The sequence below is a fragment of the Myxococcus stipitatus DSM 14675 genome (genome assembly GCF_000331735.1).
Classification (GTDB): domain Bacteria; phylum Myxococcota; class Myxococcia; order Myxococcales; family Myxococcaceae; genus Myxococcus; species Myxococcus stipitatus.
Genome location: NC_020126.1, coordinates 4,622,000 through 4,641,232 on the forward strand (window position 1 = coordinate 4,622,000; position 19,233 = coordinate 4,641,232).

Annotated in this window: 13 protein-coding genes and 2 pseudogenes; 5 read left to right on the forward strand and 10 right to left on the reverse strand. The window is 63.9% G+C overall.

Annotation, left to right across the window (positions count from 1 at the left end; all coding sequences use genetic code 11):
• The first annotated feature begins 17 nt into the window (after positions 1-17).
• Positions 18-275: a hypothetical protein gene (locus tag MYSTI_RS43155; protein WP_144370096.1), complete on the forward strand. Its 258-nt coding sequence runs from the start codon at positions 18-20 to the stop codon at positions 273-275.
• A gap of 96 nt (positions 276-371) precedes the next feature.
• Here the strand turns inward: MYSTI_RS43155 and xdhB are convergent, their stop codons facing one another.
• From xdhB to MYSTI_RS18015, 3 genes are all read right to left on the reverse strand, one after another.
• The gene (xdhB, locus tag MYSTI_RS18005) at positions 372-4,187 is read right to left on the reverse strand and encodes a xanthine dehydrogenase molybdopterin binding subunit (RefSeq protein ID WP_015349204.1); all 3,816 of its coding nucleotides are present in this window, start codon (positions 4,185-4,187) and stop codon (positions 372-374) included.
• 5 nt (positions 4,188-4,192) lie between these two features.
• Positions 4,193-5,026, reverse strand: a complete 834-nt coding sequence (gene xdhC, locus MYSTI_RS18010; RefSeq protein WP_015349205.1) for a xanthine dehydrogenase accessory protein XdhC — start codon at positions 5,024-5,026, stop codon at positions 4,193-4,195.
• Between the two features lie 85 nt (positions 5,027-5,111).
• The gene (locus tag MYSTI_RS18015; RefSeq protein WP_015349206.1) at positions 5,112-5,996 is read right to left on the reverse strand and encodes a LysR family transcriptional regulator; all 885 of its coding nucleotides are present in this window, start codon (positions 5,994-5,996) and stop codon (positions 5,112-5,114) included.
• 113 nt (positions 5,997-6,109) lie between these two features.
• On the opposite strand from MYSTI_RS18015, the gene MYSTI_RS18020 reads away from it, so the two are divergent.
• Positions 6,110-7,321, forward strand: coding sequence for an MFS transporter (locus MYSTI_RS18020; RefSeq protein ID WP_015349207.1), 1,212 nt, complete (start codon positions 6,110-6,112; stop codon positions 7,319-7,321).
• Between the two features lie 4 nt (positions 7,322-7,325).
• On the opposite strand, the gene MYSTI_RS18025 is transcribed toward MYSTI_RS18020, so the two are convergent.
• The 3 genes from MYSTI_RS18025 to MYSTI_RS18035 form a co-directional block, all read right to left on the reverse strand.
• Positions 7,326-8,645: a DUF418 domain-containing protein gene (locus tag MYSTI_RS18025; RefSeq protein ID WP_044283769.1), complete on the reverse strand. Its 1,320-nt coding sequence runs from the start codon at positions 8,643-8,645 to the stop codon at positions 7,326-7,328.
• Between the two features lie 90 nt (positions 8,646-8,735).
• Complete coding sequence (gene nth, locus MYSTI_RS18030) at positions 8,736-9,368, reverse strand: endonuclease III (protein WP_015349209.1); 633 nt, start codon at positions 9,366-9,368, stop codon at positions 8,736-8,738.
• A 60-nt stretch (positions 9,369-9,428) separates the two neighbouring features.
• Entirely contained in the window at positions 9,429-10,310 is an 882-nt protein-coding gene (locus tag MYSTI_RS18035; RefSeq protein WP_015349210.1) for a DUF1003 domain-containing protein, read from the reverse strand.
• Between the two features lie 150 nt (positions 10,311-10,460).
• On the opposite strand from MYSTI_RS18035, the gene MYSTI_RS18040 reads away from it, so the two are divergent.
• Positions 10,461-11,354: a 1,4-dihydroxy-2-naphthoyl-CoA synthase gene (locus MYSTI_RS18040; RefSeq protein WP_015349211.1), complete on the forward strand. Its 894-nt coding sequence runs from the start codon at positions 10,461-10,463 to the stop codon at positions 11,352-11,354.
• Between the two features lie 143 nt (positions 11,355-11,497).
• Positions 11,498-12,660, forward strand: a protein-coding gene (locus tag MYSTI_RS18050) for an IS3 family transposase (protein ID WP_420811524.1) whose coding sequence is annotated in 2 segments (ribosomal slippage) — positions 11,498-11,756 and positions 11,756-12,660 — 1,164 coding nt in all. Because the reading frame shifts where the segments join, the coding sequence is not laid out codon by codon here.
• Positions 12,661-12,733: 73 nt separating this feature from the next.
• Here MYSTI_RS18050 and MYSTI_RS43160 read toward each other — a convergent pair.
• The 4 genes and pseudogenes from MYSTI_RS43160 to MYSTI_RS43850 all read right to left on the reverse strand — a co-directional run bounded on the left by MYSTI_RS43160 (position 12,734) and on the right by MYSTI_RS43850 (position 18,792).
• The gene (locus MYSTI_RS43160; RefSeq protein WP_233278304.1) at positions 12,734-16,297 is read right to left on the reverse strand and encodes a phosphorylase family protein; all 3,564 of its coding nucleotides are present in this window, start codon (positions 16,295-16,297) and stop codon (positions 12,734-12,736) included.
• Positions 16,298-17,005: 708 nt separating this feature from the next.
• A pseudogene (locus tag MYSTI_RS45705) lies at positions 17,006-17,386 on the reverse strand (toll/interleukin-1 receptor domain-containing protein); the annotation flags it as partial.
• 551 nt (positions 17,387-17,937) lie between these two features.
• Positions 17,938-18,090 (reverse strand): annotated as a pseudogene (locus MYSTI_RS45710) (IS256 family transposase); the annotation flags it as partial.
• A gap of 99 nt (positions 18,091-18,189) precedes the next feature.
• Complete coding sequence (locus tag MYSTI_RS43850; RefSeq protein ID WP_015349215.1) at positions 18,190-18,792, reverse strand: IS66 family transposase; 603 nt, start codon at positions 18,790-18,792, stop codon at positions 18,190-18,192.
• 95 nt (positions 18,793-18,887) lie between these two features.
• Between MYSTI_RS43850 and tnpA the strand changes: the two genes are divergently transcribed.
• Positions 18,888-19,232, forward strand: a complete 345-nt coding sequence (gene tnpA, locus MYSTI_RS43855) for an IS66 family insertion sequence element accessory protein TnpA (protein ID WP_015349216.1) — start codon at positions 18,888-18,890, stop codon at positions 19,230-19,232.
• Position 19,233 lies beyond the last annotated feature (1 nt).

Sequence of the window (19,233 nt, forward strand, 5' to 3'; positions counted from 1 at the left end):
CGCGCGCCTCAGACGCGGTGGACGCGCTCGAGGCCCCAGGCGGCGTTCGTGTCGTCGCCGTCGTCCTGCTCCTCGTCGTCCTCGGCCAGGCCCTGCATCGACTTGAGCTGTGCGAACTCCTTGTCGCCGACGAGCTTGCGGATGGCGTCCGGGTCTCCCTCCTCGAGCTCGGAGTGGTTGCTGAAGCGGCTGGAGATCTCGTACTCCTCGTCGTCACACGTCTGATCGTGATTACCGATGAGCCCGAGCTTCGCGGTGGGGCGGATGGATGCTGAGGGGGGCTCGTGCGAGGAGCGGGGCCTCGCACGAGTCTGGGAGAAGAAGCCCGCCGTGACACATTCGACACGGCTGGAACAGGGGGCCGTGGAGGCTCAGGCCGCCACGAGTCCGTCTGTTCCTTGGCGCTGGCTCAGCCGCTTCTGGATGGCGAGGAACAGCGCCTCGTGTGTCGCGGGGGACGCCAATTCCACCTCGCCGCCCGCGTGGCCGAAGGCACCCACTGCGTCCTTCAGCGCCTCGCGCACGGAGAGGGCCAGCATCAACGGCGGCTCACCCACGGCCTTGCTTCCGTGGATGGTGTTGGGCTGCCGCGCGCGCTCCAGCAGGCTCACGCGGAAGTCCACGGGCGCGTCGCTGAAGGCAGGCACCGGATACGTGCTGGCCGAGTGCGTGAGCAGCCGACCCTTCGCATCCCAGCGCAGGTCCTCACCCGTCAGCCAGCCCATGCCCTGGACGAAGCCGCCTTCAATCTGCCCTCGGTCCACGCCCGGGTTGAGCGAGTCGCCCACGTCCTCCAGCAGGTCCACGCGAAGCACGCGCTTCATGCCCGTGTTCCCGTCGATCTCCACCTCCGTCACGGCCGCGCCATAGGCGAAGTAGAGGAACGGCTTTCCTCGGCCCTTGGCCTTGTCGTAGCCGATGCCCGGCGTTTGGTAGTAGCCGGTGGAGGACAGGCTGATGCGCGCCAGATACGCGGCCTCCACCACCTCCGCGAAGCTCACGTTGACGTCGGGCTTGCCTTGGACTTCCACGAGTCCATCGCGGAACACGAGCTGCTCGGCCGTCACGGGGTGGCCCTGCCGGTCCGCGAACAGCTTCACGGCCACGGGCTCCAGGCGCTGGCGCAGCGTCACGCACGCCTCGCGCACGGCGGCGCCATTCAAGTCGGAGCCGCTCGACGCCGCCGTGGCGGAGGTGTTGGGCACCTTGTCCGTCACGGTCTTCGCGACGCGGAGCGCGTGCTCGGGGACACCGAGCTCTCGCATGACCACGCCTTGAATCTTCGTGTGCAGGCCCTGGCCCATCTCCGTGCCGCCGTGCGACACCATGACCGAGCCATCGCGATACACGTGGACCAGCGCCCCCGCCTGGTTGAGGAACGTCGCCGTGAAGGAGATGCCGAACTTCATGGGCGTCATCGCCAGCCCGCGCTTGATTCGCGGGGAGCGGGCGTTGAACGCGGTCACTTCCTCGCGGCGGCGCGCGAAGTCGGACGAGTCCTTCAATTGGCGCCACAGGTGCGGCAGCCGCTCGTCCTCCAGCTCCTGCCCGTAGTGCGTGGTGTTCGTCTCGCCGGTGCCTCGGTAGAAGTTCCGCTCGCGGACCTCGTCCGCGGGCAGCCCCAGTGAGCGCGCCACGCGGTCGAGAATCTCCTCGCCCAGCAGCATGCCCTGCGGTCCACCGAAGCCTCGGAAGGCCGTGTTGGAGACCAGGTGTGTCTTCGCCACCCGTCCCAGGTAGCGCGTCGCGGGGATGTAGTAGGCGTTGTCGAGGTGGAAGAGGGCGCGGTCTGTAATCGACTCGGACAGGTCCAAGGACCAGCCGCCGTTGGACACGAGCTGCGCGTTCAGGGCGAGCAGCTTGCCCTGCTCATCGAAGCCGACGTCGAAGGTGGTGTGGAAGGGATGGCGCTTGCCCGTCACCATCATGTCCACGTCGCGGTCCATCATCCAGCGCACGGGCTTGCCCGTGAGCCACGCGGCCAGCGCCACCAGCGCGGCGGGCGCGTTGCCCTGGGTCTCCTTGCCGCCGAAGCCGCCGCCCATGCGCGGCGCCTGCACCACCACGCGGCTGCGCTGGAGGTGCAGCACGTGGGAGATGACCGCCTGCACCTCGGACGGGTGCTGCGTGGAGGAGACGACTGTGATGTCGCCGTCGTCGCCCCTCTCGGCGAACGCGGCATGGGTCTCCAGGTAGAAGTGCTCCTGTCCCCCCATCGTCACCGTGCCGGACAGCCGCCGAGGACTCGCCGCGAGCGCCGCCTCCACGTCCCCGCGCTGAATGATGTGCGGCTCGGTGTGGTAGCTGCGCTTCTCGATGGCCTCCTCCACCGTGAGGATGGCCGGGAGTGGCTCGTACTCCACCACCACCTGGCCCGCGGCGGCGCGGCACGCGTCGATGGACTCGCCCACCACCAGCGCGACGAGCTGCCCGTGGAACAGCACCTCGTCCTTCGCGAGCAGCGGCTCATCGTGGCGGATGGGGCCGGTGTCGTTCATGCCGGGGATGTCCTCGGCGAGGAGCACCGTCACCACGCCGGGCATCGCCTTCGCCGCGGAGGCATCCCGTCGGAGGATGCGCGCGTGCGCGTGCGGCGAGCACACCGGCCACACCTCCAGCATCGGCCGGGCCTGCGCCAGGTCATCCACGTACCGGGCGCTCCCGGTGACATGGCCCAGCGCGCTGTCATGGCGGAGCGAGCGGGTGGTGTCCGTGGGCAGCTCGCGGCCATCCGCGAGGAATCCCGGCGCCGCGTCCAGCGAGGGGCTGTGCTCGCCCGTGAAGAACTTCTCGAACAGGCTCACGATGAGCCCGCGCCGGTACTCCGCGCTCCCTCGCAGGTCGCTGATGGGAGACAGCTCTCCGGCGAGGACAGGCAGCACCTTGTCCATCGTCTCGCGGGTCCACGGACGCCCGACGAGCAGGTCCTCGGTGCGACGCGCGCGAACGGGCGTCGCCGCGACGCCGCCATAGCCCAGCCGCGCCGAGCGCACCACACCCGCCGCATCCACCTCCACGCAGAAGCCCGCGGCGACGATGCTGATGTCCAGCTCGCGCCGCTTGGAGACCTTGTACGAGTCCGCCAGCCGCTTCAGCCCGCTCTCCGCCGAGGGCGCATGCGGGATGACGATGAAGCGCACCACCTCGTCCGCCTGGAGCGCCGTCTTCCGGTACGCGAGGAAGAAGTCGGACAGCGCCACCGTCCGCTCGCCCTTCGTCGACGCCAGCACCAACCTCGCGTCGAGCGAGAGAAGCACCGGCGCCAGGTCTCCAATGGGAGACGCCGTCACCAGGTTGCCGGAGAGCGTGGCGCGCTGGCGGATCTGCCGAGAGGCGAAGACGTTGAGCATCTTCCCCACCTCGGGGAACGTCTTGCCCAGCGCATCCTCCAGGTCGACGAGCGTCGCCGCGCCGCCCACGTACCAGCCGTCCGCCTCACGCCGGATGGCGCGCAGGCCCTCGACAGCTTCGGTGGAGATGAGGAACGGATAGCGGCGGGACTTCTTGGTGATGTCCACGCCCAGCTCGGTGGCACCCGCGACGAGCATCGCCTCCGGGTGCGCGGCCTTGAGCGAGAGCAGCTCCGCCCACGACGTGGGCCGCAGGAACTTCTGTCCGCGAGCCTCGTAGCTCAGCGAGGGCAGGGCGGCGGCGGGTCCACCCAAGGGCGTACCCGGGAGCGGGGCCCGCAGGCCCACCTTGGCGTCGCGCTCGGCGAGGGCCTCCATCATCGCGTCACGGATGGGCCGGTAGCCGGTACAGCGGCAGATGTTTCCACAGAGCTGGTCCGCCACGGCCTCGGGCGTACAGACCTCCGGCCGCGAGTACGCCTCCGCCATGGAGACGATGAAGCCCGGCGTGCAGAAGCCACACTGCGAACCGTAGTGCTTCACCATCGCCTGCTGGACGGGGTGCGGCTTCTCCCTCGAGCCCACGCCCTCCACCGTCACCACCTCACGCCCGGCCACCATGGGCACCAGGGTGATGCAGCTGTTGAACGCGCGCAGGCAGCGGTTGCCCTCGGCGTCGGCGTCCACCATGGCCACGGTGCACGCGCCGCAGTCTCCCTCGGCGCAGCCTTGCTTCGTCCCCGTGGCGCCCTGGGCGCGAAGGAAGTCGAGCAGCGTGGTGTTGGGGGACTCGTCCTGGACGCGAACCAGGCTCCCGTTGAGCCGGAACTCGAACATGGTGCTCATTCTCCAGATGAAACCCCGCGCAGGCGGGGCGGCTCCGAGACGGAAGACTCGGGGTGCGTTTCAACGAAAGGCTGATGGTGGAGCTGAAGCAGTCCCGCGGCGATGCTCACCGCGACCTCCTGCGGCGACTTGCCCCCGAGCTCCAGCCCCATGGGGCACTGCACGCGCTCGATGCGAGACGCCGGCACGCCGCGCGCCTCCAGCCGCTGACGGAAGCGCGCCCACTTGGTCTTGCTGCCGATGAGGCCCAGGTAGCGTGCGGGCTTCTCCACCGCGGCCGCGATGATGTCCTGGTCCAGGTCATGCCGGTGCGTCATCACCGCGACGTACGTCCGCTGGGCGTCCCACACGGCGTGGGCGAAGAACTCCTCCCACGGCTCCTCGTGGCGCGTCACGGCGTCGGGGATGCGCTCGCCTTGGAGCCACTCGGGGCGCTCGTCCACCAGGTGCACGCGGAAGGGCGTCCCGTCCAGGATGCGGCACAGGGCCTGGCCCACGTGGCCCGCCCCGAAGAGATACAGCCGAGGCCCGTGGTTCACGGGCTCCACGAAGACATCCACCACGCCTCCACAGCACTGACCCAGCTTCGCGCCCAGCGGGTAGCGGAAGGAGCGGGACTCACCTCGCGCCAGGCAACCCCGGGCGTCGGCGAGCACCAACTGCTCCAGGTGTCCGCCGCCCACCGTGCCGTGAAACACGCCGTCGCCCCGCACCAGCACCTTCGCGCCGGGCTCGGCCGGTGTGCTTCCCTGACAGGCTGTAACGGTGGCTACGGCGAACGGCGCATCCTCCCGCGCCCACTCGCCTAGCTGGCGGACCCAATCCCACATGGTCCCCGTGAGTCTGCCACAGCCCGCGCCCGTCGGGGATGGCTCTTCTTCGGGCCCTCGCGGTTTTCGACACCCCCCGGATGTCTCACGCCGCGAAGAGGTGTTTCGCCATGAAGTCGACGAAGACCCGCAGCTTGGGGGACAGGTAGCGGCTGGAGGGCCAGAGCATCCGGAAGGTGCCCTCGTGCTCCAGGTGGCTGTCGAGCACCGTCACCAGCGTGCCCTGCGCCAACTGCCGCCGGAGGGCGAAGTCGGGCAGGCAGGCGATGCCCAGCCCTTGCTCGGCCATGTAGATGAGCGGCTCGATGGTGTTGACCACCGCCGCCGAGGGCAGCTCCAGCTCTTTGTTCCGGCTCTTGCGCAGCGGCCAGCGCTCCAGCTTGCCGGTGGAGTCGAAGCGGTGTTGCAGGCAGGCGTGGGACTTGAGGTCCTCGGGCTTGCGAGGAGTCCCTCGCCTCGCGAAGTAGTCGGGTGCGCCCACCAGGATGAGCCGGAAGGTGCCCAGCACCCGGGCCATGAGCCGTGAGTCGTGTATCTCCCCCGCGCGCACCACGCCGTCGAAGCCCTCCTCAATCACATCCACGAGCCGGTCCGTGAAGTCGAGGTCGAGCTCGATGTCGGGATACGCCCGCATGAACGCGCTCACCGTGGGCATCATCAACATGCCCGCCACGGGCATGCTCACGCGCAGCCTGCCCCGAGGCGCCTCCCGCGTCTGGGCGAGCTCCAGCTCCGCGGCCTCGATTTCACAGAAGATGCGGCGGCAGCGCTCGAGGAAGAGCGAGCCCTCCGGCGTCAGGGTGATGGTGCGCGTCGAGCGGTGGAAGAGTCGGACGCCCAGCCGCTCCTCCAGCCTCGCGATGGCCTTCCCGATGGCCGAGGAGGACACGCCCAGGTTCCTCCCCGCGGCGGTGAAGCTGCGAGTCTCCGCCGCCTGCACGAAGGCGTTGAGTGAGCCCAGGCTGTCCATTCGAGGCGACTCCGATTCCGGACATCCGTGTCCGATGTGTTCGGAACTCTAGCCCCGTGGTCCGGGATGGGGGACGAAATTACCTTGGCGCAACCTTCTTGATGGGCGGCACCATGAGCTCCACCTCCCCGATTCCCGAAGCGCTGCCTTCCTCCGCGTCCCGTTCGGACCCCTTCCCCATGTCCGGGCTGCTCGCGCTGGGCATGGCGGCCTTCATCACCGTCCTCACCGAGGCGCTCCCCGCGGGCCTGCTGACGCGCATGAGCGTCGACCTGGGCGTCTCCGAGGCGATGGCGGGGCAGCTCGTCACGCTCTACGCCCTGGGCACGTTGGTGACGGCGATTCCGCTCACGGCGGCCACCCAGTCCTGGCGGAGGCGTCCGCTGCTGCTCGTCGCCATCCTCGGCTTCTCCGTCGTCAACAGCGTCACCGCGGTGTCCACGAACTTCATCCTGACGCTGGCGGCGCGGTTCCTCGCGGGGGTGTTCGCGGGGCTCCTGTGGTCGCTGGTCGCGGGCTACGCGGTCCGCATGGTGCCCGAACACCAGAAGGGCCGAGCCATGGCTGTTGTCATGGCGGGCATCCCCGTCGCGCTGTCGCTGGGCATTCCCGCGGGCACCTTCCTGGGCGCGGCCCTGGGCTGGCGCTTCACGTTCGGAATCATGAGCGGGCTGACCTTCGTCCTCGTGGGCTGGGTGCTGGCCAAGGTGCCGGACTTCCCGGGGCAGCACGCGGACCAGCAACTGTCGCTCCTGAAGGTGTCCACGCTGCCGGGAATCCCCTCCGTGTTGTTCGTCACGCTGGCGTATGTGCTCGCGCACAACACGCTGTACACATACATCGCGCCCTTCGTCGCGAACGCGGGGCTCGCGGGCCAGCTCGACCGGGTGCTGCTGGTCTTCGGCCTGGCCGCGCTGGTCTCCATCTGGGGCGTGGGCGTGTGGATTGACCGGTGGCTGCGGGAGCTGGTGCTCGTGAGCACCGCGTTGTTCGCGCTGGTGTCCGTGGCGCTGGGGCTGTGGGGGGGCGTGCCCGCCGTGGTCTACGCGGGCGTGGGCGCGTGGGGGCTGGCGTTCGGGGGCGTGGCCACGCTCTTCCAGACGGCCTCCGCGAAGACGGCGGGAGAGGCCGCCGACGTCGCGCAGTCCATGCTCGTCACCGCGTGGAACATCGCCATCGCGGGAGGGGGCGTCATCGGCGGTGTGCTGCTCGAGACGCTCGGGGTGAGGTCCTTCCCGTGGCTGCTGGTGGGGCTCCTGCTCGCCACGGGCGTGGTGGCCCTGCGGGCGAAGCGCCACGGCTTCGCCCCCGCGTCGCGGCGCTGACGGACTACGGGGCCAGCGCGGGCTGGACTGGCCCCGTCTCCTGGCGCATCGGCTGGGCCTTGCCGTACGTGAGCGAGCGCCACACCCACTCCGCGGGACCGAAGCGGAAGCGCGACAGCCACAGGTGGCTCACGACCACCTGCACGGAGAACACGCCCAGGCAGTACAGGACGGGCATGAGGGGCTTCACCTTGCCGAAGAGGCCCAGGCCAAAGCCATTGAACACCAGCACGCTGAGGATGGACTGGCACAGGTAGTTCGTCAGCGCCATGCGCCCCACCGGGGCCAGGAGGACCAGCACCTTCTGCCACGCGGCCTTGTGGAAGAGCAGGGTGATGCCCGACACATAGGTGGCGGCGATGGCCACCTCGCCCATGGTGCGGATGGGCTGCATCGTGAACGGCACCCAGGTGGGCAGGGTCTCCGGGTTGAGGATCTTCCGGATGAACAACTGCTGCAGCACCGCGCCCACGCCGCTGGTCACGAGGCCCAGGCCCAGGGCCCAGAAGAAGAGCCGGCGGAAGAACGCGAGGTTCTGCTCGGCGTCATGGAACAGCCGGCGCCGGCCCGCGTAGTAGCCCAGCAGGAAGCGGCCGAAAACCACCGGCAGGTTGAGCCCCATCGCGAGCAGGAACTCCGAGCGGAAGAAGTAGAGGCCCGCCTTCACGATGGCCCACCAGCCTCCCGTCTGGAACGTTGGCAGAACCTCCGCCCTCAGTGCCGCGGACCGCTCCATCTCCGCCTTCGCGAGGGCCGCGGCTGCCTCCGGTGTGGCCGCCAGGAGCTGCGGCATCTTGTGGACGAGCGCGACCAGGATGGGGCCCATGAAGATGAGCCCCAAGGCCCACCACAGGACCGTCCGGTCTTCCCGCTTCCGGAACAGCAACAGCCAGCCGCCCAGGAGGGCATAGCTGCTGAGGATGTCTCCGTACCAGATGAGCACCAGGTGGCTCATCCCAATCCCGAACAGGACGGCGAGCCGCCGCGCATACAACCCCGTGAGCGAGGCCCCGCGCGCCTCCGCCCGCCCCAGCTGCACCGCGAATCCCAGGCCAAACAGGAACGAGAAGATGGTGATGAACCGGCCTGTCACCAGCATCGAAACAATGGGTAACAAAGCCTTGTCAATCACCGTCCCATTCGCGAACAGTGCCTCGAGCTCTGCTCGGGGGAGGAATATCCGGCCGCTGAACCAGAAGAAGGTATTGGAGATGAACACGCCGCAGAGCGCGAAGCCTCGCAGCGTGTCGAGCAGCATCAGTCGTTCGCCGGAGTCGGTGGGCCGGGCCTCGGCGAGAGGGGAAGGTGGCGGAGCTGGGTTCATGTCATCCAAAAGGACGGCTGAACCCTGGCTTTATTGCCCGTATTCCGTGGCAGCGGAGGATTGAGTGCACACCCAGCGGGTCGGGTGTGTCTATACGCCGATGCGTGGGCAGATGTCTTTCACGAGGCACTCGTCGCACTTCGGCTTCTTGGCGACGCACGTGTAGCGGCCGTGCAGGACGGTTGCGGGGCCGAAGAACGTCCACGCGTCCTGGGGCACCAGCTTCATCAAGTCCTGTTCGATGGCCTCGGGCTTGTCGTGCTTCGTCAGGCCCAGGCGCTGGCTGACGCGGGCGACGTGGGTGTCGACGATGACGCCAGAGGCGATGTCGAAGGCGGTGTTGAGGACGACGTTGGCCGTCTTGCGCGCCACGCCGGGGAGCTTCACGAGCTCTTCGATGGTGCGGGGGACCTCGCCGTTGAAGTCCGCGAGCAGCGCGCGACTCATGGCCTGGACGGTCTTGGTCTTCTGCTTGAAGAAGCCGGTGGGCTTGAGGTCCTCCTCCAGCTCCGCGGTGTCCGCGTCCGCGATGGCTTGGGGGCCTGGGTACTTGGGGAAGACGACGGCGGTGACCTTGTTGACGCGCTCGTCCGTGCACTGGGCCGCGAGGATGGTCGCGACGAGCAACTCGTAGGGGGTGGACCAGTTGAGCTCGTAGCGTGCGTCTGGATACTTCGTGCGCAGACGCTCGAGGAGGAGGGCGGCTTTCTCGGCGGGTTTCATGGGGGCGTGAGAGGAATCCTACCTGGGGTGTCTGACACGCTGGGGGCGGGAAATGGGGGGCTACCCTGGGGTGCTCGTCGCGTTTCCGGGACGGGGCGGGGTGGGGTGGCGTGCCTTCTCCACGGCGTCGAGGCGGGCCATGGTCTGCGCGTAGAGGTGGTCCAGCTTGGAGTGGAGCTGGGTGACCTCCATGCCGGCGCGGATGTTGGCTTCGTACTCCACGTCGGAGCGGATGCGGTCCTTGGCGGCCTGGCGGCTCTGGCTGATGAGGACGAAGCAGGAGAGGAAGATGGCCTCCAGGCTGACGACCATGGTGAGCAGGCCGAAGGGGAACGGGTCGAAGGGGTGGACCCCGGGGACCCAGCCGAGGTTGATGGAGATCCACGCGGCGAACCAGGCGGCGTGGAGGAGCATGAAGGTGAAGGTGCCGCTGAAGGCGGCGAGGCCATCGGCGAGGCGCTGGATGGGGGTGAGCCGTTCCTCGACCATCTCGTTGGGGCTGAGGGTGGGGCGGCTGTGGAGCATCTTGTCCGCTTCGCGCAGCCGGCGGCCGATGGCGGTGAGGACGTCCATGGCGCTGGAGGGGTGGCGTTGGAAGAGGAGCTGGAGGTCGGCGCGGTCGACCTTGAGGGCGCAGGTGTCCTGGATGGCGCGGGCGTCGGCGCTGCGCGGGTCTCCGTCGAGGAGGGAGAGCTCGCCGAAGAAGTCCCCGCGGCGGGCGGTCTCGAAGACGATGACCTGGCCGGTGGTGTCCTCGACGGAGATTTGCACCTCGCCGGAGCTGACGATGTAGATGGCGCCGCCGGGGTCGCCCCGGTTGAAGACCTTCTCGCTGGCCCGCAGGTGGACCTCCTCGAGCTGGGCGGCGAGCAGGGCGCGCTCCTCGTCGTCGAGGGCGGCGAAGAGGGGGACTTCCTTGAGCAGGGCGACGTCGGCGGGCATGGTGCGGGACTCCTCGTGCTGGGCTGCACCGTGGTCGCCGTACGGTGGCATCTTTCGAGGGGCGAGCCCAGTGACACTGTGGAATGGACGCCCCTGGGCGGGGCGGCGTAGGGTCCGCGCCGTTCCCCCCTTTCTCCCGAGTGAGAACCCATGGTCTCGGCCATCTTCAATCCGGCCCGTTGGAAGCCCATCGAGGGCCACAAGTTCAAGGACATCACGTTCCACCGCGCGGTGGACCAGGGCACGGTGCGCATCGCGTTCAACCGGCCCGAGGTGCGCAATGCGTTCCGTCCGCGCACGGTCGATGAGCTGTCGCGCGCCCTGGAGGCCACGCGGTTCATGACGGACGTGGGGTGTGTGTTGATTACCGGCAACGGGCCGTCGCCGAAGGATGGCGGCTGGGCGTTCTGCTCGGGTGGAGACCAGCGCATCCGAGGGAAGGACGGGTACAAGTACGAGGGGGAGGAGGGGGAGTCGGACCCGGCGAAGCTGGGGCGGCTGCACATCCTGGAGGTGCAGCGGCAGATCCGCTTCCTGCCCAAGGCGGTGATTGCGGTGGTGCCGGGCTGGGCGGTGGGCGGTGGGCACAGCCTGCATGTCGTCTGTGACATGACCATCGCGAGCCAGGAGCACGCGGTGTTCAAGCAGACGGACGCGGACGTGGCGAGCTTCGACGGAGGTTATGGGTCGGCGCTGCTGGCGCGGCAGGTGGGGCAGAAGCGGGCGCGGGAGATCTTCTTCGTGGGGGGGAACTACTCGGCGCAGGAGGCCTTCCAGATGGGGATGGTCAACGCCGTGGTGCCGCACGAGAAGCTGGAGGACTTCGCGCTGGAGTGGGCGGCGGAGATCAACACGAAGAGCCCCACGGCCATCAAGATGCTGAAGTATGCGTTCAACCTGCCGGATGACGGCATGGTGGGACAGCAGCTCTTCGCCGGCGAGGCGACGCGGCTGGCGTATGGGACGGACGAGGCCCAGGAGGGCCGGGATGCGTTCGTCCAGAAGAGGAAGCGGGACTTCAAGAAGTTCCCCTGGGGGTACTGAGGGACTGTGCCCGGGCCCGCTTTCGTCCGTGTGGCGGAGGCGGGGAATCATTGCTTGGTCAGCGTCAATGGGTTCGTCGCGCGAGAGGGTGGAGTTGCGTCAGTCTCCTTGAGTCCGTTCAACTGTGGGAGAAGGACGCAACGATGCCGAAACCGAAGCCTCCATACCCTCCGGAGTTCCGGGCCAGGATTGTCGAGCTGGCCAAGGCAGGGAGAACAACCAGGAGCCTGGCCGAGGAGTTCCAGGTCACCGACACGACGGTGCGCAATTGGGTGCGTCAGGGCGAGGTGGACGAGGGCACACGCCAGGACGGGCTGACGACGGACGAGAAGCAGGAACTGGCGAGGCTGCGGCGAGAGGTGAAGGTGCTGCGAGAGGAGCGTGACATCCTCTCAAAAGCCGCGGCCTGGTTCGCACAGGAAGGCGTCGGGACGCCCAAGAAGCGTTCCGATTCGTGAGCGAGAACCAGGCCAAGCATGCGGTGGCGACGCTGTGCCGGGTGCTGGGTGTCACCGAGGCGGGCTACTACGCCTGGAAGGGACGCCCCGCCTCGAAGAGGGCTGTGGAGGATGAGCAGCTGACCGAGAGCATCCGTGGCATCCATCGGATGTCGGACAGCACGTATGGCGCGCCCCGAGTGAGAGCGGAGCTGGCCGAGGAGCACCGGGTGAAGGTGGGGATGCGGCGAGTGGCTCGCCTGATGCGGGCCGCTGGCCTGGTGGGAGTCAGCCGGCGGGCATACTGCGTGACGACGAGGAGAGATGAGGTGGCGCGGCCCGCGGCGGACCTGGTGAAGCGAAGATTCGAGGCGAGCAGGCCCGACGAGTTGTGGGTGGCAGACATCACCTACATCCCAACGTGGGCGGGATTCCTCTACCTGGCTGTTGTCCTCGACGTGTGGAGTCGCAAGGTCGTGGGGTGGGCCATGGCCACGAATCTGAAGGCAGAGCTCGTCATCGCCGCGCTGGACATGGCGGTAGCCCAGCGCCAACCCAGGGACGTCATTCATCATTCGGACCAGGGGTGCCAATACACCTCACTGGGCTTCGGGCAGCGCTGCGGACAAGCGGGTGTGCGTCCCTCCATGGGCAGTGTCGGCGATGCGTACGACAACGCCCTCTGCGAGTCCTTCTTCGCCAGCTTGGAGTGCGAACCGCTCGACCGCCGGACCTTCCGGACTCATTCAGAGGGACGGATGGCTGTCTTTCAGTACATCGAGGGCTGGTACAATCTGCGACGGAGACACTCCGCACTCAGCTACCAGTCCCCGGCTAACTATGAGAATAGGTACCGAACGGCGGCTTGACACATGAAGCCGCCGGGACTCAACGAGACCGGTGTAACTCCAGGCTCACTTTGCACCGATTATCTTCATGTTATCACTTGCGGTCGGTTGCGCCTAGTTCGCGTAGTACATCGGGTTTGCGAAGTATGTGGTGCACTAGCGATGCTGCGGCCTTTGCTGCAAACGGTTGCGCGCGATCATTCTTGTGACCGTCTGCCCAGTCGCAGATCCCCTTCACAAGAATGATTTCGACTTTGCTTCGGTGGGCAGAAGCATAGGCTCCGGAGCCTTCCATTTCTCCGCCTAACGCTCGCGGGACGGCGGTGAGAAGTTGATCGCGGAACTCAGAGTTGTCCACTAGCTTTTCACCAGAAAGTACAGGGCCTTGATGAATCTTGACTTGCCCGCTAGGGCGGTGAAGTACCCAGTCACGGCTACCCGAGCGAAATCGCTCTGAAAGAATCGGGCCGCAGGGCAATGACTGTCCTCTGAATTGGAAAGTGGTCTTCTCTGCGCGCTGTAATTCGTACGGGAAGACTGAGTCTGCAATGATTACATCGCCTAGGCGCTGCTTTTTGCGGTCTACGCCAAAGGCAATGCCAGGAATAATTACGGCCTTCGGTGCTAGCTCGCTAACGGCGTCAAGTACAGTCAGCGTTGCTCCGTCGCGTCCAGAGGTTCCCATCGTTGATTCAACATGAGCGGCAAAGTATCGACCAAAGCGACCTATGCGATAGGTGCTATGTTTGAGTGGGCCCTCAAGAATAGCGCGTCGACGTGGTAGAGGAGTCATTAATGATAGAATGGCATCGCGCTCAATGGGTGTAGTTGTCATGAGCACAATGTCGATGGTGGAAACTAGTTCTTCCAGGGTTGTAGTGTTGACGGGTCTGAGATGGGGTTGGGAAAAGTCTATCCGTGGGACCTCTTCGTATATGCACTCTGCATTTGCGTGAATTTCTCTGACTGTGCGCGCGCCGGCCTCTGTCACCATTGTGTCGAGTAGGCCATTCTCCGCGAGGCGGAGGAGTTCATCGATGTTGGGTGAGTCGTAATCGAATGTCATGACTCCTGATTCTTTTCGTAGCCTGCGTACAGCACCTCCCAATTTATTCGTGAACCAAGTCTCGGGAGCTATTGGTGAACTGGGTTCGTTTTGATCCATTGATAGAGTTATTGTTACCAGCCTGCTGCTGGTCGGTTGTTTTGCAGGGGAGGAGTTTGTGCTGGCGGTCCTGACGTGGGTGGACCAGAGTGTGTGAAAGCCTGCAATGCCAGGAAGGGCTGTGTTGCTGTACTTCTTCCAAGACAAATTCGTGAGCATTGCGGTTGGGTTTTTTTCTAGCTCGTGCATTGCTCGTTCGCTAATCAAGATCGTGTTCTCCAAAGCTAGGGCATCCATGCGGGCGGTATAGGTAACAAGTCTACTGAGTGTGTCCTGAACGCCAATTCGGATGTCGCCTAGATTGATCGAGGCCTTAAGTGAAATTGAGTGCGCTAACGCAGAGTGCAGTTCGAGCGTAAAGGCGAGTGCTTGGCTGGGTACGCGATAGGCGAACAAAAGAGAGTCGCCGAGCGCTTTGATTTCTTGCCCGGAGTGATTGCGAGTAAGTTGTCGCGCGAGGTCTACACGTGACTGCTGAGTTAGTCTTTCGTCTTCATCGAGCGACTCAGCTTCGCCTGTTAGTTGTTCCTTCATGCTGATGAAGACAAGAGCAAGCGTGGTGTCTGTTCCTCCGAGCCAGCGATCAAAATCAGTGGTAGAGAGTGCCGCCGCCGCCGAGATCAATGCGACTTCACGATCTCGCGCTTCGTCTGCTGCACGATCCATTTCGGCGAGACTGGAGGCCCGATCCTGCGTATGTGAGGATTCAGTAAGAAGTGATACAAGTCGTTCGCAGACTGGGCAGTGAAGAGACTTGTGGCCACGGCTCAGTCTCTTTTGAACCATCTCATTGGAAAGTTCAGTGCTGCAGTCGAGACAGGTAACAACTGTTCGCCGGATTACGCTTGAAGAGATCGCACGGGTTCTCAGGTGGGATTCAACATAGTCTTCGAAGAGAAGACGTGTTTCGGGACTCACGTCTGCGCTAAAGAACACGATCATCTCCCCCCTCCCTTCTCCGTATTCGCGTAGCGCAATCCCGCATGTTCCGCTTGTGCGAGCCGTAAAGAGAATGGCGTTTCGCCACATTTCCTTTTTCGTGAAGAGTCTGCTGTGCGTGAGGCGAACAGCCATGGTGGCGTAGATGTTTTGAGTTGGTCCTTCAAACGACAATATTGCGGTCTTGCCCTTTGGGTCCGGCAGGTCGGGATTCTCGCGAGTAAGTTGGGATGGAAAGACGAGCTGTGTCCCATCTTGTTCATGCTCTCGAAGGGCAATCTCTCTTCGGACCATTGTTTCGACGGTCGCGACAAGGAGTAGGCGCTCGTTTTCGGCGTCGCTGAATCTCTCATCTTTTGAGATGCGAAACTCCGCTAAGAGCGCCTTTTGTTCTGGGATGGAACCTAATCCATCGGGCTCGGCTTTTGCCTCGTTTACAATGGCGGATGCATACACGTCGAGATACTCGGGTTGTAACAAGACGAGGCCACCAAAACTGAGTCGCCTAATTAGATCCCGAGACTCTAGTCGACCAAGGCATATATTGAACTGATCGCGATCAATATCATCCTGGCCGGTGGTGCGCAGTAGTGAGAAGTACAGATCGTCAGCAGTGCTGAGCAGTCGACCGAGACTCTTTTCATTGGTCAAGAATTCTTTGATGCGTTGAAACAGTTGCGTCGATGAGACCTGAGGCAGTTTGTCCCACTGTACGGCGTTCTGGAGTGCGATTCTGAGTTTGTCAATGCCCCAGCCTTCGCGTGCACTGGTTTCGAAGTACTCATCAAAGCCTAGTTCGTGGACTTTGGCGTCGATTCGTTCCTTCGATGCGGCAATACCACTTCGATCTGTTCGTGCCGCGACGAGGATCTTGCGCAAAGGAAGCGCTCCACTGCCCTGTGCTCTTACGGCAGTCCGCAAAGCTCGTTCCCAGTGGCCTATTCCTGCGAACGGATCTGTCTCACTTTTTGCGTCAAACACTACAAGTGCAACTGCGACTTCATCGAGATGCAGCTGATGGATTAGTCGATAACTGGGCTGGCCGGCCATGTCCCATAAGAATGTTTCGCGGGTTTCCTGGCGACCATCATGGAGCGCCACGTTGTTAGTGTCGAAGGTCCAGACTCGACGGGCGTGAGTAGAGTCAGTTGCAGTGTATGATTGCCCAGACAGCACAAGACCAAGGCCGGACTTACCCACACTGCTGTCACCAACCAAGACAGCTTTGGCGTTTCGGTAGTAAACCGCCCGATTTTTTGGGTTGCTTGCGTGCAATTGCTTTGAGTCGATTTTCCAGACGCAGACGGTTTTTTCTGAGTCGCCAGTTGCGGCAAGGAAATTTTTTGAGCTTATTTCTAGGGAGTAAGTGCTGCAGCCAATAGCTTCAATGGCGGCGACCTCCTCCCAGTTGTCGGTGGACCAGAAACGGACCGTGTTGTCTAGGCTTCCCGATGCAAGTATGAGCCCATCTCGAGTGAGAGACATTGGTCCAACGGCTGCTTTGTGTCCTTCGAGAGTATGAAGGGGGCGCAGTGTTTTGTCCTCAAGAATCAAGATGTCGCCGTGGGTAACGGAGACAACTAGTGCACCTGTGGTCCATAGCACTCGGTGGCTGGGGCCAATGGTGCGCTGCCCGATTATGCCTCCATTAGCTATGTCGATTGTAAAGAGTTGGTCGGGAGTTAGTGCCGCCAGTCGATTGTCGTCAGGCGACCACGCAATTGATCTGATGTTGTGTCGCGATGGTAGTTCAATTTGAAGGCTTAATTGGGAGTCAAGTGGGTCGATGATGTGTAGTCGACGAGAATCTGCCAGTGCGATCTTGGTCCCAGAGGTACTCCAGGACAACCCATGTGTCTTGGTTGCGTTTGGTGTGGACAATTCTTGGTCGGGCTCATTCTTGATCGGGTCGTGTATTGTTATTTGGGCTTCCGACGCTATTGCCAGGAGTGTTTGGGTTGGAGACCAACCGCTGGTCCAGAGTGGGCTTTGCTGGTTGGGTCGTGTTTGGATTCTGTGTCGAAATGAGCCGTTTGTGTCGTAGACTGAAATCGTTCTTCCGTGAGTGATTGCGAGGAGCTCTCCATCTCGTGACCAGGTTGTGTTTGATATTTTGGAGCTTAATTGCTGTGTCCAGGTTAGAGTTACTCCCGGAGGAAGTTTCTGGGTGTGCTCGCTTTTTCGGGTTGTTACAGGTAGGGATGTGCGCCTTCGTCGTTTGATGGATAAGGTCTTGCGTAGCGAGTTTGTGAGTCGTTCTAGTTCTCTGGGGCGCTCTGTTTTGCTTGTGAGGTCGGTCTGTGTTAGGGTGGAGAGAGTGTTTGGCAGGTCACATTTTTCTAGTGTCACCGGGAGTAGGCGGCGAAGGAGTCCTGACCGGTCAGTCGATTGGTTGAGGATGGCCTCAAATCCTGTCCAGTCCTCCCTTAGCCAAGCGGGGGTTAGGACGAGGATCGTCCACTGGCTGATTTCAAGGGTATGGCCGCGGTTTTCTAGATTGGAGTGTCCAACTTTGAAGCTCCGGAAATCGATCCCGATGCGTAGCCCAGCTGCTTCGAGATAAGGCAGGAGCGAATCGCGAACCCAAGGAGCGTCTGCTGTGGCGTAGTCAATGAAGACATCGAACTTAAAAATTGAAGTCATGGCTTGTTGCTTGAGTGGGGATGGACGGCGTGTTCTCTTGTCAATGTTGATGGGGTTGTGACCGTGAACGTGGGCGAACTCGTAGGAGAGGGACTGGCAGCCTACGGGGATGAGGTCCTCCAGTTGAATCTTAGCAGATGAGGACAATCCGAGGGGTGGGGTATGGTTCTAGGAAGGGCTGATTCTCTCATGTGTGTTGTGGGGCCGGAAGGACTCACCGGTGCTGTGCTGACTCCATGCTTGACGACCGTTACTCGTACAGTTGTAGTTTGAGTCGCGCTCATCGTGCCCGATAGTGACAGTGCATGGCCACGGCTTGGTGGTAGCGTCGCCAGCGGCTCCAGGCCAAGACACGTGTAAGTGGCGCCATTGCACGTCGTAGGAGGAACAGGAGTAGTCCTCGCTCTTCCTAGACTGGAGACGATCTTAAAAAGACGGGTCAAGTCCCGAATCGTGTGTAGTTGGTTCGGAGGGGGTACGGGAGGGTCAAGTCCCGAATCGTGTGTAGTTGATTCGGAGGGTGTACGGGAGAGGAAGGCTCCTTGGCGGCGTCATTCTGCGGTGTCTGGGTTTGAGGTCAGCAGTGCCATGTCAAGGTAGCGGCGGTCATCCCAGATGCCGGTGACTTCGAGGGCGACGGCGGTGATGAGGCGCAGGGCGCTGGCGCGGTCCGGGAAGGCGCCCACGGACCGGATGCGGCGCTTCGTAACCGACCGACGGGCGGCGTCCGACGGGTGCACCCTTCCGTTCGCACCGCGTGGTAGCCGCGCACGGAGTTTCTCGACGTCGAGGCTTGCGTGACTTCAGGATGAATCAGGCGCGGAGGAGGACGGTTGCCAGAGGTGCGGCAGCAACGCGTTCAGACGTGACGCGGGGTGGCTGCCAAGCCGCATTAGCACGTCGGCGAAGTACGCCTCGGGGTTGACGCCGTTGGCTTCGCACGTGGCGACCAGGGAGCTCAGCCCCGCCAGATTCCGACCCGCCTCGTCGTTGCCGACAAAGAGATAGTTCTTCCTGCCCAGGGCCATGGCGCGCAGCGCCCGTTCCGCGGCGTTGTTATCGAGGGGCAGCGAGGGGGCCTCCAGGAAGCGCGTCAGTGCATTCCATTGTCCCTTCGTATAGCGAAGGGACAAGCCCTGAGTGCTCTTGGGAGGATGGAGTGGAAGCTGTTCATCCACCCACGCAGCTAGGTGCTTGAGGACGCGTGCACTGGTGGTGCGGCGAGCATGGAGGTGTTCCGGAGCACCAATCGTCCCTGCGTCTCGGGCCGAATGCTCGACGTGGTACAGCGCGAGGACGAAGTCGAGCGCCGCCCTGGACTCAGGTGCGGTAGGGAGGGCGTCGAAGAATTTGCGGCGCACGTGAGCCCAGCAGCCCACGCGGACCCGCCCCTCCGGCAACGTCACGCGGTTGTAGCCCGGTACCCGTCCGGAGCTGGGTGTCGAAGAGTCGAGTGAGTTGGGACATCTCCATGCGTTCAGGGTGAGCGATGGAGGAGCGGATGAAGAGACATCTGGGAGCCGACGCGTGGCGGCGGCTGGTGTTGGAACTGGAGGAGAGCGGGCAGTCGCACAAGGAGTTCGCCGCGGTGAAGGGCGTCTCGGTGAGCACGCTCCAGTTCTGGTTGTACAAGCTGCGCAGGGAGGCCATGCGAGCGAGCGCTCCTCCCGTGATGCTGCCAGTAGAGGTAGTAGACTCGACCGCGCTTTCAGCGCGGCGGGGAGGGGCCTCTGCATGCGGCCCACCGGCCTTGCTGGAAGCCGCGCTCCCCTCGGGAGTCGTGTTGCGCTTCCCAGCGGGGACGGACGTTGCGTACCTGCGTGCGGTCCTGGCGGGGCTGGGTTGAC

Bases quoted from the DNA above. Each gene is read 5' to 3' on its own strand.
- tnpA (WP_015349216.1), top strand. From the start codon at position 18,888: ATGAAGAGACATCTGGGAGCCGACGCGTGGCGGCGGCTGGTGTTGGAA.
- MYSTI_RS18015 (WP_015349206.1), bottom strand. From the start codon at position 5,996: ATGGACAGCCTGGGCTCACTCAACGCCTTCGTGCAGGCGGCGGAGACT.
- xdhC (WP_015349205.1), bottom strand. From the start codon at position 5,026: ATGTGGGATTGGGTCCGCCAGCTAGGCGAGTGGGCGCGGGAGGATGCG.
- xdhB (WP_015349204.1), bottom strand. From the start codon at position 4,187: ATGTTCGAGTTCCGGCTCAACGGGAGCCTGGTTCGCGTCCAGGACGAG.
- MYSTI_RS18020 (WP_015349207.1), top strand. From the start codon at position 6,110: ATGAGCTCCACCTCCCCGATTCCCGAAGCGCTGCCTTCCTCCGCGTCC.
- MYSTI_RS18035 (WP_015349210.1), bottom strand. From the start codon at position 10,310: ATGCCCGCCGACGTCGCCCTGCTCAAGGAAGTCCCCCTCTTCGCCGCC.
- MYSTI_RS18025 (WP_044283769.1), bottom strand. From the start codon at position 8,645: ATGAACCCAGCTCCGCCACCTTCCCCTCTCGCCGAGGCCCGGCCCACC.
- MYSTI_RS18040 (WP_015349211.1), top strand. From the start codon at position 10,461: ATGGTCTCGGCCATCTTCAATCCGGCCCGTTGGAAGCCCATCGAGGGC.
- nth (WP_015349209.1), bottom strand. From the start codon at position 9,368: ATGAAACCCGCCGAGAAAGCCGCCCTCCTCCTCGAGCGTCTGCGCACG.